The 16,453-nt window shown below is 71.6% G+C and carries 12 protein-coding genes; 2 read left to right on the top strand and 10 right to left on the bottom strand.

The genetic code is table 11. The features are described 5' to 3' along the window. Positions 1-42 precede the first annotated feature (42 nt). From B141_RS0132675 to B141_RS0132645, 7 genes are all read right to left on the bottom strand, one after another. Positions 43-1,500 carry a phosphotransferase gene (locus tag B141_RS0132675; RefSeq protein ID WP_020579398.1) on the bottom strand — a complete coding sequence of 486 codons (1,458 nt, stop codon included), beginning with the start codon at positions 1,498-1,500 and terminating at the stop codon, positions 43-45. Continuing rightward, on the bottom strand, positions 1,497-4,928 hold the full coding sequence (locus B141_RS46500) for an ABC transporter transmembrane domain-containing protein (RefSeq protein WP_020579397.1): 3,432 nt from the start codon (positions 4,926-4,928) through the stop codon (positions 1,497-1,499). The genes B141_RS0132675 and B141_RS46500 overlap by 4 nt, the downstream gene beginning before the upstream one ends. Further along, a complete protein-coding gene (locus B141_RS0132665) occupies positions 4,925-6,217 on the bottom strand; it encodes a phosphotransferase family protein (protein WP_157181471.1) in 1,293 nt (430 codons plus the stop codon). The genes B141_RS46500 and B141_RS0132665 overlap by 4 nt, the downstream gene beginning before the upstream one ends. Beyond that, positions 6,214-7,497 (bottom strand): glycosyltransferase, encoded by a 1,284-nt coding sequence (locus tag B141_RS0132660; protein WP_026257770.1) that lies wholly within the window; start codon positions 7,495-7,497, stop codon positions 6,214-6,216. The genes B141_RS0132665 and B141_RS0132660 overlap by 4 nt, the downstream gene beginning before the upstream one ends. Beyond that, positions 7,482-9,698, bottom strand: coding sequence for an aminoglycoside phosphotransferase family protein (locus tag B141_RS0132655; protein ID WP_020579394.1), 2,217 nt, complete (start codon positions 9,696-9,698; stop codon positions 7,482-7,484). The genes B141_RS0132660 and B141_RS0132655 overlap by 16 nt, the downstream gene beginning before the upstream one ends. Before the next feature lie 76 nt (positions 9,699-9,774). Then, positions 9,775-11,085: a phosphotransferase family protein gene (locus B141_RS0132650; protein WP_020579393.1), complete on the bottom strand. Its 1,311-nt coding sequence runs from the start codon at positions 11,083-11,085 to the stop codon at positions 9,775-9,777. Positions 11,086-11,087: 2 nt separating this feature from the next. After that, positions 11,088-12,398: a glycosyltransferase family protein gene (locus B141_RS0132645; protein WP_020579392.1), complete on the bottom strand. Its 1,311-nt coding sequence runs from the start codon at positions 12,396-12,398 to the stop codon at positions 11,088-11,090. Positions 12,399-12,872: 474 nt separating this feature from the next. Here B141_RS0132645 and B141_RS0132640 point away from each other — a divergent pair, with 474 nt between their 5' ends. Continuing rightward, positions 12,873-13,904: an NAD-dependent epimerase/dehydratase family protein gene (locus tag B141_RS0132640; RefSeq protein WP_020579391.1), complete on the top strand. Its 1,032-nt coding sequence runs from the start codon at positions 12,873-12,875 to the stop codon at positions 13,902-13,904. Here B141_RS0132640 and B141_RS0132635 read toward each other — a convergent pair. After that, positions 13,828-14,892, bottom strand: a complete 1,065-nt coding sequence (locus B141_RS0132635; protein WP_026257769.1) for an FAD-dependent monooxygenase — start codon at positions 14,890-14,892, stop codon at positions 13,828-13,830. The genes B141_RS0132640 and B141_RS0132635 overlap by 77 nt on opposite strands. Positions 14,893-14,938: 46 nt before the next feature. On the opposite strand from B141_RS0132635, the gene B141_RS0132630 reads away from it, so the two are divergent. Next, entirely contained in the window at positions 14,939-15,538 is a 600-nt protein-coding gene (locus tag B141_RS0132630) for a TetR/AcrR family transcriptional regulator (protein WP_020579389.1), read from the top strand. On the opposite strand, the gene B141_RS49915 is transcribed toward B141_RS0132630, so the two are convergent. Together B141_RS49915 and B141_RS51000 are read right to left on the bottom strand one after the other, a co-directional pair. Beyond that, positions 15,515-15,688 carry a hypothetical protein gene (locus tag B141_RS49915; RefSeq protein WP_157181470.1) on the bottom strand — a complete coding sequence of 58 codons (174 nt, stop codon included), beginning with the start codon at positions 15,686-15,688 and terminating at the stop codon, positions 15,515-15,517. The genes B141_RS0132630 and B141_RS49915 overlap by 24 nt on opposite strands. A gap of 11 nt (positions 15,689-15,699) precedes the next feature. Beyond that, entirely contained in the window at positions 15,700-16,101 is a 402-nt protein-coding gene (locus B141_RS51000; RefSeq protein ID WP_202805930.1) for a transposase, read from the bottom strand. Positions 16,102-16,453 lie beyond the last annotated feature (352 nt).

The raw sequence follows: 16,453 nt of genomic DNA, 5'->3' as shown, positions 1-16,453 counted from the left end.
GTGGGACGGGCCGGCCGACAGGCGGGCCCGTCCCACGCCGGGTTAGAACCGGACCGTACGAAGCTGGTGGATGAGTACCGTCAGCCGTGGGCCGATCCGCGCGAGCCGCACCTTGGTCCAGGCGTGCAGCATCGCGGTGACCAGGTCGCACGTCTCCCACAGCAGGACCCGCTCGCGCGACACCTTCGCCTGCTCCTGGTACGCCGCGAGGAACCCCTCGCACAGGTCGTCGAGCAACCCGAGGTTGCGGGCCAGCGGTTCGCCGGTCAGCGGCTGGCCGGTGGCCGCCAGGACGCTGATCCCGATGTCTCGCAGCTTGGCCCGGAACCGCCCGAGGTCGAGGGCGGGTTCGGCCATGCACGACCCGTCGAAGTCGATGAAGCCGACGGCTCCCCCGTCCAGAAGGACCTGCGCCGGGCGGAAGTCATGGTGGGCGCAGACCACCGGGTCGGCCGGCAACTCCTTCGCGCACTCCCGCATCCGCGCGAGCAACGGACCCGCGGCCGGCCGCAGTGCGGGCACCGACTGGGCGAGCCGCCCCACGACCTCCTCGACCTCGTCGACTTCCTCTTCGAAGGTCGCGGTCCGGCCATACACCGCACCGCAGGAGTGCAGGGCGGCCAGCGCGCCGGCGGTCTGGGCGAGCGCGTCGCGCAGGCGGCCCACCTCGCGAGTACCCCCGTCGCTGATCGCCTCCCGGGCGAGTTCCTTCAACGTCTTGTCGCCCGGGATCGGACCCTGTACGAGGATCCGTTCGTCCGGCAGGTACGCCAACGGCTCCGCCAGCCGGACCGCCGTACCCTGCGCGAGTGGTGTCTCCCACAGCGCCCGCATCGCCTCCCACGCGGTACTCCCCTTGTCACCCTGGTGGGTCTTGACCACGACCGGGTCGGGCAGCCCGCGACTGGCGCGGCTGTCGGCGTACCGCACGCTCGTCACCACCGTGCACCGGCTGCCCGGCTTGTAGCGGACCACGTCGGGCGTACAGTCCTCGACCACCGCGTCGCCATAGCCCGCCTCCCGGAGTACGCGCTGGAGCAGCCGGCCCGCGGCTGCGGGTTCGACCAGCGACGGCAGGGACGGCAACGCCTCGTCGGCGACCTGGACGCGGAGTTCGAGGCGGAGGTCGGGTAGCCAGCAGCTCCAGCCGGGTTCGCCGAACTCCGGACTCGACAGCGGTCCCCGCCGCTGCGCGTGGTCGGGCTCGGGTCCGCCGGTCGACGGCGGCCGCAGGTTGCCGACGAGGACGACCTCCCGCGGCGCCCCACCGGGCTCGGCCACCTCGAGGCGGTAGCGGGCAAGCCATTCGTTGCCCTTGGCGCGCAACCTCTGCGGCGTACAGGAGAGCAGCGTGAGGCGGCCGTCCGCCAACTCCGGAACCTCCCGCCGCAACGCCGACTCCACCCGATCGGGCAGCATGCCGGCAGCGAGCCAGTCCGGTAGAGACGCGAATTCCTCCAGCGAGGAGACGACCACATCGTCGTCGAGCAGCGGCATCATGAGCGGATCCTCCGGGTCCAGTCGTCGGTGTCGTCGAGCATCGCGAGCGCGAGCTTCATCCGGGCGTCCTTGAGTTGGCGGCAGCCGTGGAGAGCTGTCCGCAGCAGGCTGGCGTCCCGATACAGCGCCACCCGGTCCAGTAGCGGCCGGTCGAGCTCTGCCCACGGTGTCGAGGCCTCGGCGTACGCCCGCAGGAAGGCGCCCGACAGCTCGTCGAGCAGCGGCCACGCCTCCGTCCCGCCCGCCTTCACGCCCGCGAGTTGCAGGTGGGCGAGGAAGCGCCCGAGATCCAGCGCTGGTTCGGCCCGGCAGACGGTGTCGAAGTCGACCAGCGCCAGCCCGCCGGCACTGGCGAGGATCTGCGCGGGAGTGAAGTCACCGTGGCAGAGCACCCGCCAGGACTCGGCCACAGAGCGCGCCCGCTCGTGCAGGAGCGCCAACCGCTGGCGGGCCCGCTCGGCAAGGTCGGGCCAGACCGGTTCGATCCGGTCGGCCTCGCCCGCCAGCGCGCCGAGTTCGTCGGCCCGGCTGTACGGGCGGAGTCGGAGTACCCGGCGGCGGTGGAGTTCGGCGAGCAGGCGCCCGGCCGCCGTCATCATGTCGAGGACGCCGTGTGCCGCTGGTTCCGCCCGGCCAGCCGACCAGGCCCATGATCCCGCGCGCAGCAGCGGCTCGCCCGGAACGACCCCGGTGAAGAGGAGCCGGAGGTCTGGTACGTAGCCGACCAGCCGGGGTACCCGGAGGTCGCCGTTGGCGCTGGTGGCGCGTACCGGCGGTGCGGCCAGCGCCTGGAGGGTGGCCGCGGTGATCTGTCCGCGCCCGTCGCCGTACACCTTGCCGAACACCGTCACCCCGCTGTCTGTCGAAGGTATGCCGGACCCGCCTGCTCGCCTCGGCCCGCCGTCGAAGCGGAGGACGCAGCCGCCCTCGCGCGGGTGGTGGACGACGTGGACGGTCCACTCGTCCTTGGCGCGCCCGTGGGCATCAGGGAGGTGGTCCCGCAGGGCCTTCGCGACCACCGCCGGGTCGACCGCCAGGGGCAGGGTCACGAGCGCCGGGTCGAGCGGGAACGGATGCAGCGCGAGACCGGTCCCGGGGACCACCACGCCCTGCTGCCGCCACAGACCGCCGAACCGGCCGCGGCCGTTGCGGCCCGCGCCATCCGCGCCACCCGCGCCGTCGAGGGCGGCGAGCGGGCCGACGCGCTCGGCAAGGTACGCCGCCGCGGCCTCGTCGTCGGGATGGACCCGCGCGAGCACCGTGTGCTCAGGCCGCGCGCGGTCACCGCCGTCCGTACCGCCGTCCGTACCTCCGAGCCGCACGGCGTACCGCAGCGAGCAGGTGCCGTCGGGGTGGTACCACAGCTTCTCCACCCGTACGTCCTCGAGCCGTGCGGTCGCGTCGCCGGCCAGCATCCGGCGTTCGATCTCCTGGCCGGCACGTTCCGGGTCGACCGCAAAGGAGAGCCCGGGTAGTCGGGAGCGCAGCGGCGAAGCGAGTTCGGACGACTGGTACCCGTGCGTGCCGGCGTCGCTTCGTTCCTTGGCGGGTTGTCGGCGATGCCTGCCCGTGCGCCTCCGGTCCCGCTCGCCTTGCTCGCTCCGCTCACCCTGCTCGCCTCGGTCGCCCCGCTCGGCGACGGTGCCGCCGGCGATCACCAGGGTGCGGTCCGCGCACCGGATCAGTTCGGGGTCGTGGGAGATGATGAGCGTCGTTCGACCCCGCATCAGGCTGCGGAGCGCCTCGAGGACCTGCTGTGTCGACTCGGCGTCCAGCCCGGTGGTGGGCTCGTCGAGGATGAGGATCGGTGTCTCGCGGATGAAGGCGCGGGCGATCGCGAGTCGCTGGCGCTGGCCGCCCGAGAGCGTCGTGCCCCGCTCGGCGAGCATCGTGTCGTAGCCGTCCGGCAGCCGCTCGATGAACTCGTGGGCGTTGGCGGCCCGGGCGGCGGCCTCGATGCGTTCGGGGGTGGCGTTCTCGACGCCGTACCCGATGTTCTCAGCGACCGTGCCGCTGAGCAACACCGTGTCCTGGAGCACCAGACTCACCTGGCGGCGTACGGAGCTGAGCGTCAGGCTGCGTACGTCGAGGCCGTCGACGAGCACCGCGCCGTCTGTCGGGTCATACAGGCGCGGCACCAACTGGGCGATCGTGCTCTTGCCCGCGCCGCTCTGCCCGACGAGCGCGACGATCTCACCGGGCGACACCTCGAAGTCGACGGCACGCAGCACGGCCGCCCGCTCCTCGGCCGGTGACCCGTCGGCGTGCTCGGCCGGATAGCTGAAGCTCACCCGCCGGAAGGTGAGCCGGCCCTTGAGCGGCGGCGCGGCGGTGGCATCGGGCTCGTCGCGGACACCTTCCTCGCGGTCGAGGAGGTCGGCGATCCGCTCCACGCTGGCGAAGACCTTGCCGATCTTGTACCACTCGCTGACGATCTTGCGGGCCGGCTTGAACATGTTCTGCAGCAGCAGGATGAGCAGCACCAGCGTGCCGATGGTGAGCGCGCGGCGGTCGAGCAGGAAGACACCGATCCAGACGACGGCGCAGATGGCGAGCGCCTCGGCGAGCGCGATCACGAAGCTGAACTTCGCCTGGACGTTGGCGGTCCGCAGGGAGGCGCGCATGCTCTGCGCGGTCTGGTCGGAGAACCTCCGGAGGTCCACCCGTCCACGCCCGTAGCTCTGGATCAGCCGGATCGAGGTCAGCATCTCCTGGGCGGTCGAGGCCAGCTCGCCCTCCCTGGAACGCTGCGTCTTCGACGCCGCCTTGATCCGGCGGGAGAAGTACGTCGAGATGACCGCCAGCAGGGGCACGACCACGAGCGCCACCAGCGCGACGTTCCAGCTCTGGTAGAGCAGGACGCCGAACGTGCCGATCAGGACCAACCCACTGCCGAGGATGTTGCTGACCGACCCGATGATGAAGTCCTCCAGGACGAGCACGTCGCCGGTCACCCGGGTCAGCACGTCACCGGTGCGCTTCTTGTCGTGGTAGGCCAGCGACAGCCGCTGCAGGTGGGAGTACATCGCGACCCGCACGTTGTAGCCGAACGCCCGGCCGCCACGCGCCATGCAGACCTCGGCGAACGAGTCGGCCGCGCTGTTGATCGCGGCGATCAGGACGATCCCGATCGTCAACACGACGAACGTCTCCGTCCGCTCGGAGGAGAGGAACGCCGGCAGGCCGAGCGTCGTCCGCAGGCTCGGCTGTGCGTTCTGCAGGAAGTCGACCAGGTAGGCGATCGGGTACGGCTCGGCGATCGCGGTGAGGGACTCGAAGACGAGCAGGGCGATCGCGCCGACGTACACCTTGCTGCCGCCCTTGAACTGCCGGAAGAGGCGTACCGTGCGGCGGAAGTCGCCGACCTTGCGCTCGGCCCGGGTAGCCGACGGTGCGACCGGCGCCGGTCGCGTCGTCGTGGTCGTCACCGTTCTTCTCCTCCTTCGAGCCGGTCGAGGCACAGCTGCGCCTCAGAGACGAGCACCCCGGCAAGCGGTGACCGCGGTGCCCGGGCGAAGCAGCGCAGCGCCTTGCGTTCGAGCGCGACGGCTTCGTACCACCGCGCCGCCGAACGCAGGGACGGCTCGCGCCGCACGGTCAGGTAGGTGGTGAGGAACCGCTCGCCGAGGGCGATCCACTGCCAGGCGGGCGGCCGGTCGGTGCCGGCCAGCCGGTGCCGCGCCCGGTGCTGCCGCAGGGTGGCGAGGAAGGTTCCGAGGTCGCTGGCCGGATCGGCGACGCCGCAGTGATCGAGGTCGAGCAGGAAGACGTGGTCCTTCGCGACCATGAACTGGCTCGGCTTGCAGTCTCCGTGCACCAGGCCGGCAGGCCCTGGCGTGATGCTCGGCTGGAGCCGGATGAGCCGGTCCGCGAGCGCGGTCAGTGCGGCACCGAGGGCGGGGTTCACTTCGGCGATCCGGGCGGCGCGGGCCCCGAAGCGACGGAGTTCGCGGTCGACCGGGCGTTCGCGCCCGCTGATGACCGGCCGGTCGTGGAGTTCGGCGAGCGCGCGGGCGGCGAGTCCGATCCCCGCCTCGGCCCGGCCCAGCCCGCCGGTGACCAGCTGGTCGAGCGGGACCCCGCGGACCGCGCGTTGCACCAGCAGAGCCAGGTCACGAACGTGGGCGACGGGCGCCGCGAGCCGGAGTACCCCCGCCGGCCGGCGCCCGCCGTCGAGCGCCTTCGCCTCCGCCGCCACCGCCTCGGCCTTGCCCGGGTCGTGGTAGACCTTCGCGACGTAGCCCTCAGCGCCACTGCCGGACCGCCGCCACACGTACACCGTCACCCGCTTGCCGGGCCGGTACCTCAGCAGGCGGACCCGGCAGGTCCCGGTCCGCGCACCGTCGTTGGCGCCGAGCACCGTCGCGTACGTGCCGGGGTCGAGAGCGCGCGGCAGCGACGGCAGGTCGGGGTCGTGCGGGAAGACGGACAAGCGGACGCCGGGCTCAACCACCGCCGTGCTGTCGTACGCGGTGCTGTCGTACGCGGTGCTGTCGGACGCCGCGCTGTCGGACGCCGGGTCGCCGGCGGCGGGGAGCAGGTCACCACGGACCAGCCGGCCGCCGTAGTCGTACAACACCAGGGCGCGCTTGCCCGGCTCGTACTTCGCGTCGAGGACGTGGCAGGTCCGGGTGTCCCCGCGCAGCGCCGCGGCCAGGCGGGGTCCCATCACCCGTGGCCGCAGCGCTTCGGCGAATCGCATTGACTCAGGGGTCACGGGCGCACCCCCGCCGGCACGGCCGTCTGTGGACGGAAAATGGCGTCGAGCGCCGCGGCGGCCGCGTCGACGTCGTACCCCGACTCCACGGTGTGCCGCCCACGCGCACCCAACTCCCGCCGCGCCTCCGGATCCGCCAGCAGGGCGGCGAGGTGCGCGGCGATGGCGGCGACGTCACCGGGTGAGGCGAGCAGGCCGTTGTCACCGTCCCGGACGAGTTCCGGGATCCCGCCGGCCGAGGTGGTGACGACGGGTAAGCCGCAGGCCATCGCCTCCACAAGGACGTTCGGGATGCCGTCGCGGTCACCGTCGCCGGTCACGCACGGGGTCAGCGCGAAGACGTCGGCGGTGGCCAGCGCGCGGACGATCTCGTTCCTGTCCCGCTCGCCGTGGAACGTCACGTGCGATCCCAGGCGGAGCCGGTCCACCAGAGCGGTCAGCTCCGGCCGAAGGGGCCCGTCGCCGTAGATGTCGAGCGAGAAGGCGTGGCCGGCTTCCGCGAGGCGGGCGCAGGCGCGTAGCAGGTCGTCGAACCCCTTCTTCTCCACCAGCCGGCCGACCGAGAGGACCTTCGCCTGGGCGCCGTTCGTCCCGGCCGGTCCGGTGCGCGACGGCGTCAGCTGGTCAAGCTCGACACCGTGGTGGATGACGCGGACGAGCGGGCGGACCCGCGTCGGGATGGTCCGCGCGATGTAGTCCGCGTTCGCCCGGCAGCAGGTGACGAGCACCTTCGCCTCGGCGGCTCGGGCGATCAGGGCCCGGGGCGAGGTCTGGTAGAGGTCGCGGGCGTGCGCGGTGAAGCTGAACGGCAGTCCGGTGAGCCGGCGTGCGAGCATCCCGACCAGCGCCGGATCGTGGGCGAAGTGGGCGTGCAGGTGCGGGTGGCCCTCGCCCGCGCGGCGCAGGCGCCCGGCCAGGGCCGCGACCTGGACACCGTGACCGAAGCTGCGCAGCGCCGAGCAGGTCGCGTACCCGCCGCCGAGCCACGGTCGGGTCAGCGCGAAGAAGAACGTCGCGAGATACCGGCCGGGAGCGCCGGCGAACGCGGCCAGATGATCGGTGATCCGGGCCCAGATCGCCGCGGGGCCCCGGTCGTCGAGGAACCGCACTCGCGCCCGCACCTGGTCGACCTGGGGCTGCCGGTGCCGCTCCCGCGAGCGCACCAGGCTGACGACGGTCAACGCGAGGCCGCGGCGTTCGAGGGCGAGGACCTCGTTGAGGATGAACGTCTGCGACAGGCGCGGCCAGCTGCGGACGACAAGGATCACGTGTCGAGGCATCTCAACCCCATCTCCAGGGCATGGGCCACCTTTGGACCACGCCGGCGGTCGTCGAGTACGGGGTGCGGGCCGGTTCCCATCACGAGCTGCTTGGCGATCTTGAGCCAGGCGTACGCACCGAACACCGCGGCCCGATCGGCGTCGGGTGGATCGGCCACCGCGGCGTACTCCTTGCGGAATACCCGCCTGAGGACCCCGGCTCGCTCTGGACCGGCCCGCAGATCGAGGTAGGCACAGAAATGCGCCACGTCCAGGGCCGGGTCACCCATCCGGGCCTCGTCCAGGTCGACCACCGTCACCCCTGAGGTGGTGGGGGTGGGCCCAGCCGGGCGAAGCCCGGGAGGGGCCGGAACCACACCGCCGAGCAGGACGTGGCCGGCGTGGAAGTCCTTGTGGATGGGCGTTCTGGCCGCGAACCAGCGGTCCTTCACGATCCCGGCCCAGCGGTCGGCGAGCCGGCACGCCATCAGGCGCAGGTCTGGTTCCCGGTCGGCGACCAGGCCCGCCCACGCGTGGCAGTTCGTCGCCTCGGCGTCGAGGTCGAGCCGCCGGGACAGGAGTACGTCAGACCCGTGCAGCCGCGCGAGCCAGCGCGCCGCGGCCCGCACCCCGGCCACCTCGGCGGGACCGTCCAGCTGGTCCAGGGGTACTCCCCCCGACCGTCGGTAGAGCACCAGCCCCTGATCGAGGGGAGACGGGAGCGGCTCGGGCACCCGCAGGACTCCGTCCTTGAACGGCCCGTCCGCGAGCGCGCGAAGGTTCGCGTCCGCAAGGGTCGCGCGGTACGGCTCGACGAAGAGCTTGCCGACGAGCGCGACGGGCGTTCCCTTCTCCAGGCCTCGGACGGCGTACCCCACGACGGTGCGGCGCCCCGGTGCCTGGTGGAGTGGGCGGACGGCGGTGATCTCGAGCGCGCCGGGATCGGCGGCGACCGGCGTGAGCGACGGGCGGAGGATCCGCGTCATCTGATGCCGGTCGAGGAGGCACTCGGCGAGCGGACGCCCGCGCACGGCGCGCAGGGGCAGGTCCGAGAGCAGCCGCTCGACTCCCTCCACCAGCCGCGGCAGGTACTCCCAGTCCGCGATCTCGAGCCGGCGGTAGCGGCGAACGGCGACCCGCACCAGCGCGAGCAGCCGCCACCACAGAAGGGCGTGGGCGTCGACCGGACCCGAGCGGCGTTCGTACCCCGCGACGAACGCCCGACCAGCCGCGTCGAACGTCGCGCTGTCCCGCGGCCGCCGGATGCCCTGCCAGGTGAGGTGGGCCATTGCGGTCGCGAGATCCCGTTCGGGATCACACGTGCAGGCGCTGTCGAGGTCGAGCAGCGTCAGCCGCCGGCCGGTGAGGATCACCTGGCCGGGCCGGAACCCACCGTGGCCGAGGACGCAGGCGCCGTCCCACGGGATCGGTGCCGCGAGCCGGTCGACCACCCTGGTCAGCCGCTGTGCGAGGTGCAGGTCGGCGTACCGCACGATCGCCAGCGACTCACCCACGGCTTGGAGCGCCTCGGCCGGCGTACGGATGGGAGCCGCAGCTTCCGCCGCGTGCAGGCGGGCGAGCAGGTCGCCCAGTTGGTAGGCCAGGCGCAGCTTCGTCGCGGACGGAACGCCGCAGTCGCCGAACACCGCCGACAGCTGCCGGCCCTCGACGGCCCGGTGCAGGAGGACGCGCCGGTCCGGCCAGGCGGCCAGCAGGTCAGGCAGCAGACCGGGTGGGGCCGAGGTGGCCAGAGCTTCGGGGACGGCGTACGCCGCCCGTCGACCCGAACCACCGAGCACCTTGGCGTACATCCGCAGGGCACCGGCACCGGTCTCGATGTCGTACCGCAGCACCGCCCGTGAGCCGGGCCGGTACCGCACCGGCTCCACCGTGCAGGAGTGGACGTCGCGTACGCCGAGTTCGGCGAGCCGGTCGCGCACCACGGTCTCGTCGGCGGCCTGCGCCACGCCCGGCAGGCCCGGGTCTTCACGCAGGTCGCGCCGGACCACGCCGTCCGGTGTGACCTCCACCGCCACGAACGTCGGGACCTGGCCAGACGATGGTGGCGGCGCGATCCGGTACGCCAGGAGGCAGCGTTCGCCCGGCCGCCAGGAGGCGTCGTGCAGGGTCCAGCCCGGTCTCGCCTCGGCCAGCGTGCCGGCCAGCCGCGGCAGCGCCGGGTCCAGGTCGGCGAGCGGTCGCGGTCGCGGATCCCTTCTCATGCACGTCCTCGCTTCGCTCCGGGCGCGCATGAGGCACTCGAGACGCTGTATTGGATGATCCGCTCGCTCCGCTCGCTCATACGGCGACCTCGGCAAGGTCCATGCCCCTGGAGACGAGGACCGCCCACGCCGGGTCGTGCACGGCGACGCGGCGCGCGACCAGCTTCACCTGAAACAACGCGGCCAGCGCCCGGGCCCGGGCGAGCCGGTCCAGACCGCATCCGCTGTACTGCTCGACGTACCCCTCGAGGAACGCCGCGACCGCCACCTCCGCGTCCGCCCCGAGCAGGGCGCACCACCAGCGCAGGTCGGCGATGAACTTGCCCAGGTCGAGGGCGGGGTCGGCGATGGCCGCGCGGTCCAGGTCGATCGCGCGTACCTCCACGCCGGTGGAGAGCAGGTTGTCGCACTTCAGGTCGCCGTGGGTGAGGCGCGGGGGTTCGGTGGGCAGCTGGTCCAGGCAGGCGACGACCCGCGAGATCAACCGGCGGAGCCGCTCGCCCACCGGCGGGAGGAGCAGCCCGATGTGCCCGGACGCCCGGATGGTGGTGGCGATCTCGGTGGCCGTCTCATAGTGGGGCAGCACCTGCTCGGGGGTGTGCTCGTGCAGCACCCGCAGCGCCTGACCGACGAGGCGCGGCAACCGTCGTACCGCCGTACCGTCGGTGAGGCACCGCCACAGCGGCTCGCCTGGCTCACCCGCCCACCACACCGCCCGGTCCGCGGCGGCGTACCTGAGCACGCGGGCCGTCCGTACCCCCGGACACCCGTCGGCCAGCAGCGCGTCCCACGCCTGGGCGACGGCGACCGCGCGTTCGCCGGTGCCGTCGCGGTACGCCTTGACGAACGCCACTCCGGCGTCGGGTGGCGGCATCACCACGCGGAGCACGTGCCGCTGGCCGGGCCGGAACCGCACGGTGGTGACGTCGTCGGCCGCCGCGTACAGGCCGACCAGGCGCGGGAACGCCGGATCGACCGGGGCGATCGCGAGGGAGACGCAGCCGTCCGGGGAGGTCGCGGCGAGCCGCCGGAACGGCGCCGCCACACCGCGCCGGTACGCCGCCTCCTCCAGGAGCGACGGTTCCGCGGTCTCGGCCGGATCGGCGGGAGCCACGGACCAGGTGACCGCCAGGTGGCGCGGCGCCTGCGACCGGTGGTCAGGGACTTGCATCGCGTAGTAGGCGGTGAGCTTCCGGTTGGGCTTGTACTTCGTCCGCAGGAGGCGTGGACGCGCCGCCGTGACCCCGTCGGGCAGGCACCGGTCCAGCAGGGGCGCGAGCCCGTGCCGCAGCGGGTCGGTCACCGCCCGGCGTACACCCTCGACGGCGTGCGGACCGGCGGCGAGAAAGCCCAGCTCGCGGGGGGTGGCAAGGGACGGACTGGCCACGGCTACCCCTCAGCCAACAGTGGCCGATCCACGCGCGCCGCGTGGCGAACCGCCGCCCGGACCTTCGGCGTGCCGTTCTCCCGCGACCCGGGTGTCGTGGCCGCTGGGGGTTCTGTGGGCACTACTTCCTGGAGACCGGCGAGCAACCGCTCCGCCGCCACCTGCCGGCCGTTGAGGTCGGGCGCCGACAGCGGTGGCCCACCCGCGCCGGCGAAGATCCCCAGTACGGCGTCGCCGACCGCGTCCGCGTCCAGGTGGTCCGGAGAGACCCAGCGCACCCACCCGCGTTCGGCGAACAGCCGGGCCCTCATCTGCTGCTCCGCACTCGGACCGCGGCGCGGCACCAGCAACGCCGGCTTGCGCAGGCTCAGGATCTCCGACGTCGTGTTGTAGCCCGCCATGCCGACGACCACGTCGGCGGCACCGAGGTAGCTCAGCGAGTCGGGTACCGACGTGATGACATGCACCGGCAGGTCTCGCGCCCGTCGGCGCAGCGCGAGCCGCTCCACCTCGGGCAGGAACGGCCCGGTGACGATGACGACCGTGCACGGGCGGTGGGCGGTGAGCCGGGGTACGGCGCGCAGCAGGGCGTCGAAGAGCGGGAACGCGTCGGCTCCCCCACCGGCCATGGCGACGATGAGTGCGTCGTCGGGCCGGTTCAGCAGGTAGCGCCGGCGGATCTGATCCGACGTGTGCCCACCGGGCGGTGAGCACACGTACCCGCAGTAGCGGATACGCCGGCTCGCCTCGGCCGGCCAGCCGTACTCCGCCGCCACGTCGAAGACGTCACGGGAGCCGTACACGAGAACGTCGTCGTAGAAGCGCTCGACCGCCTCGAACGCGCCCTCCAGCCGCCAGCGCCGGCGGACCGTCGCCGGGGCGTCGAGGATGTCGCGCAGCCCGAGCACCACGCGCACCGGCCTGGACCGGATCGCCTCCAGCGCCGGCACGAGTTCGCCCATCGCGCCGCTCGGCATGTGGTCGACGAGCAGGACGTGCGGCTGGAACTTCAGCACCGCGCTCCGGATGATCTCGCGGCGCAGCGCGAGGACGTCGTCGAACGGCGACGCGAGCGCGATCGGCTGCCAGCGGCCCGGCGCGGTCTTCCGGATGGACGGCAGCTTCAGATAGTCATGGCCGCTGGACGCCGTGAAGAACTGCCCGAGCGGGGAGTCCGAGATCGTGAGCGTGCTGGCATAGGGCCGGCTGCGGAGGAACTCCGTCGCGAGAAGGGTCGTCCGCCGCAGGTGACCAAGGCCGAGACCGTCCTGCGTATAGACGAGCAACCGCGCTTCCTCAGAGGTGTTCACCATGACTCTTCCCGGAATCGGTGTGCGCGAACGTTCGCCGGGTATCGCCTCATCATTCCCACCCCCAAGCCGCCACCCTTTGGAAGGGTATTTCCGTTGCCCAGGTAATTCTGTGCAACCGTATTTACGGCGCCATACGTCTGCCATTCCCCGGCCGATTGCCGTTCATTCCGAGTTCACCCGCGGCCCGGTCGGCATGAGGGAACTCTCACCGCCGGCGCCCGGCAGCCGCCTCGACAGCTTCCACAGGAAGCGCCTTTACCAGCCCGCAAAATTGGAAACGGCACCGATTTCTATGAATACGCGCAGGCCGCACTCCAAGCCCGTTAGCGTTTTGAACGGCTCGCCGCGAATCCGCGTCGCCAGCCACGACGGCGGATGACCAGACTGATGACCAGGCTGGCGAATGGCCGCCATCAGCATCTCGGGAGAACAGCAGCAGGACGCGGGTAACAGCATCAGCACGCGGGGGGGACCATGCGATATCTCGTCACCGGCGTCGCCGGATTTATTGGAAGTCACATCGCCGAATACCTGTTACCGCGCGCCGACGAATTGGTGGGCATTGACACCTTCACCGGCAACTACAGCCGCGTCATGAAGGAGCAGAATCTCCGGAAACTGCGCCAGGCCGCCAATTTCCGGCTGATCGAGACGGACCTGCGGTTCGCCGACCTGACCGACCTGCTGACCGGCACCGATATCGTCCTGCACCAGGCCGGAATTCCCGGCGTACGACCGTCGTGGGGGCCCGGCTTCGTCGATTACGTTGAACACAACGTGCTCGCCACCCAGCGCCTCCTCGAGGCCGCCCGCCAGGTGGGGGTGCGCAGGTTCGTCTACGCGTCGAGCTCCTCGGTGTACGGCAACGCGCCGAGCTACCCCACGTCAGAGAACACGATCCCCCGGCCGTTCAGCCCGTACGGCGTGACCAAGCTCGCCGGCGAACACCTCTGCGGTACGTACGGCAGAAACTGGGACGTGCCCACGGTCGCCCTGCGGTACTTCACGGTCTACGGTCCAAGACAGCGCCCCGACATGGCGTTCCACCGGTTCATCGAGGCCGCCCTCGGGCGGACCGAGATCCAGTTGTACGGCGACGGTGAGCAGGTCCGCGACTTCACCCACGTCGACGACGTGGTGCGGGCCAACCTGCTCGCGACGGAGGTCGACCTGCCACCCGCGACGGTGCTCAACGTCGCCGGCGGAACCCGCACGACCGTCAACGGCGTACTCGCCCTGCTCACACAGATCGCCGAGGAACCCCTCCAGGTCACGAGAACACCCGAGCAGGCCGGCGACGTGAGCGAGACGTGGGCCACCTGCGAGCAGGCGGAGCGACTGCTCGGCTGGATTCCGTCCGTGGGTTTGGCGGAGGGGCTGGCATCACAGGTGGAATGGCACCGGCAGCGGATGGATTCCAGGCCCCCGGTCAGGCGGGAGTCGGCGCGAGCAGGCTCAGTCGGAGCAGGGCGTTCCGCAGCCACAACGCCCGAGTCCAACGGGTGAGGCGGGAGGCGGTCGAGGCGACCACCGCGAGACGTTGCGTCGGTCGCCGCCGCCGCTGGTCATACGCACGCAGGCCGCCGACGACACTGGAGTGCGCGTCCAGACACTGGGCGAGAGTCACCGCGTCGATGAGCGCCTCGCAGGCGCCGCGGCCAAGATCGGGAGTCATCGCGTGTGCGGCGTCTCCGATGAGGGCGACGGTGTCCCGGACGTACGTCGGCAACGGGGGTACGACGTAGAGATCGTGGCGAAAGATGCCCTCCTCCACGATGGCGTCGAGGACACCGCGCACACCACCATGCCAGCTGCCGAAGAGCTCCCGCAGCGCGGCGCGTTCGCGGCCCGGCGTGAAGGCGCGTTCTGGTGCCACAGTCGTCGCGTACCAGTTGGTGCGACCATCTTCCTGCGGGGTGACACCGAACTTCCCGCCCCTGCCCCAGGTCTCGATCAGCGACTCGGTCGGCATCGTGTCGATCTGGCCCCGCCAGGCGGTGATGCCGGTGTAGCGAGCGCCGAATCGCGCGCCGAACAGCGCCTCGCGCGTACCGGAGAAGATGCCGTCCGCCGCGACGACCACGTCGTAGTCCTTCTGGAGGGCACTGGCATCGGCGATCGCCGAGCCGAACCGCAACGCGGATTCTGGCACGCCCGCGCGCAGCAGGCCGAGGAGCGCGGGTCTTGAGAGCAGGTGGACGGATTCGCCGGTACGCCGCCGTAGGCCCTTGACGTCGAGCGATCCGATCCGGGTGCCGTCGGGACGACTGAAGACGGCCGCGGCCTGCGGCGTACCAAGGGCGCGGACCCTGGCGCCGACGCCGAGGTGATCGAGCGCGGCCAGCGCGGACGGCCACATGCCAAGGGCCGTGCCGGTCACGGCTGGCCCGGCATCCCGCTCGAAGATCGCGACCTGCCACCCATTGGTCGCAAGGGCCGCGCCCACTGCCAACCCGCCGACTCCACCACCCACGATCGCTGCTGTTCCTCGCATGAGCGCAAGGTTACTACATCTGTAGTGCCATCGATAGCATGCGCTGATGACGTCCCGCCGGGAGGAACTCCTTGACGCAGCGATTTCCGTGCTTGGAGAGCATGGAGCGCGCCGACTCACCCATCGCGCGGTCGACGCCGCCGCCGGCGTACCCGCTGGTTCGACCTCAAACTATTTCCGCACCAGGGACGCGCTCGTCAAAGCGATCGTCGAACGCTTCACCGCCAGAGAACAATCGATCTGGGAAGAGATCGCCACGACGGCCAGGCCGACCACGGCCGCGGGGTTGACCGACGCCCTCGCGGAGTTCGCCGTCGACGCGACCGGGCCGCGGCGTACGCTCACCCTCGCCCGCTACGCCCTCTTCATCGAGGCGGCGCAGGCCCCCTCCCTACAGGAGCACCTCACCCTCACCCGCGAGCACGTCCTGACCTGGGCCGCGGGATGGCTGGAGGAGGTCGGCTCGAGCGACCCACGCGACGACGCCGCGCTCCTCCTGGATCTGTTCGACGGCCTTCTCCTGCACCAGCTAGCCTCGCCCGACCCGGCCTTCGACCCGGCCCCGCGACTGTCCGCGCTGATCGAAATCCTCACCGCGCCACGAGACCGGCGGCGAAGGTCGTCACGCCGTACGACGCGATCCTGACGGCCGGGGTTTGCCGGGCGTGGACGCTTCGGTGGCGGTCTCTTCGGGCGTGGTCTCGCCGGTCGCGAGCGGCGCCGACCTGGCCCATTCGGCCCAGTCGGCGAGCGCCTGGTAGAGCCCGCCTGGTACACCCAAGCTGACTTCAGTCACTAGGCCGTGTTTCATAAGTGTCGTTCGAGGTCGCGGAGCCAGGTGTCGATGGCGGCGATGTGGATGGTGGCCTGGTAGCGGACGGCGAGTTTGTCGTATCGGGTGGCTACGGCGCGACGCTGCTTGAGCAGGTTGATGCCGCATTCGACGGCGTGTCGCTGCTTGTAGATATCGGAGTCGAAGGCGGGTGGTCGCCCGCCGCGGGAGCCGCGGTTGCGGCGGTGGGCGGCCTGATCGACTTTGACCGGGATGGTTGCCCGGATGCCGCGTCGCCGCAGGTAGACCCGGTTTGCGCGGGAGCTGTAGGCCCTGTCAGCCAGCACCCGGTCGGGACGACATTGAGGGCGGCCTGGGCCGGGGCGGGCCACGCTGATGCCGTCCAGCACCGCCTGGAACTGCGGGGGTGTCGCCACGCTGCCCGGCGGTGACCAGGATCGACAGCGGCTTGCGGCCTTGCTCACAACCCAGATGGAGTTTCGTGGTCCAGCCGCCGCGGGAGCGTCCCAACGCGTGATCAGCCGGCTCGATCCCGCCGACGCCGGCCAGGCCGCCTGGTGGTTCGGCTTGCAGATCCCCCTTTTCCGGGCTCCGGCCGCATGCTGGTGCGCCCTGGCAATCGTGGAATCCACGCTCACATCCCAGGTGATCAACCCAGCCGCATCGGCACAGGCCTGCAACCCGGCCAGGACCCGCGCCCAGGTGCCATCCCGCTACCAACGGCGAAACAGGCCATACACCGTCTGCCAAGGCCCATACTCCGCAGGC

The organism is Actinopolymorpha alba DSM 45243, from assembly GCF_000373925.1.
Lineage (GTDB): Bacteria > Actinomycetota > Actinomycetes > Propionibacteriales > Actinopolymorphaceae > Actinopolymorpha > Actinopolymorpha alba.
This window is presented reverse-complemented; position numbering and strand designations above follow the sequence as displayed.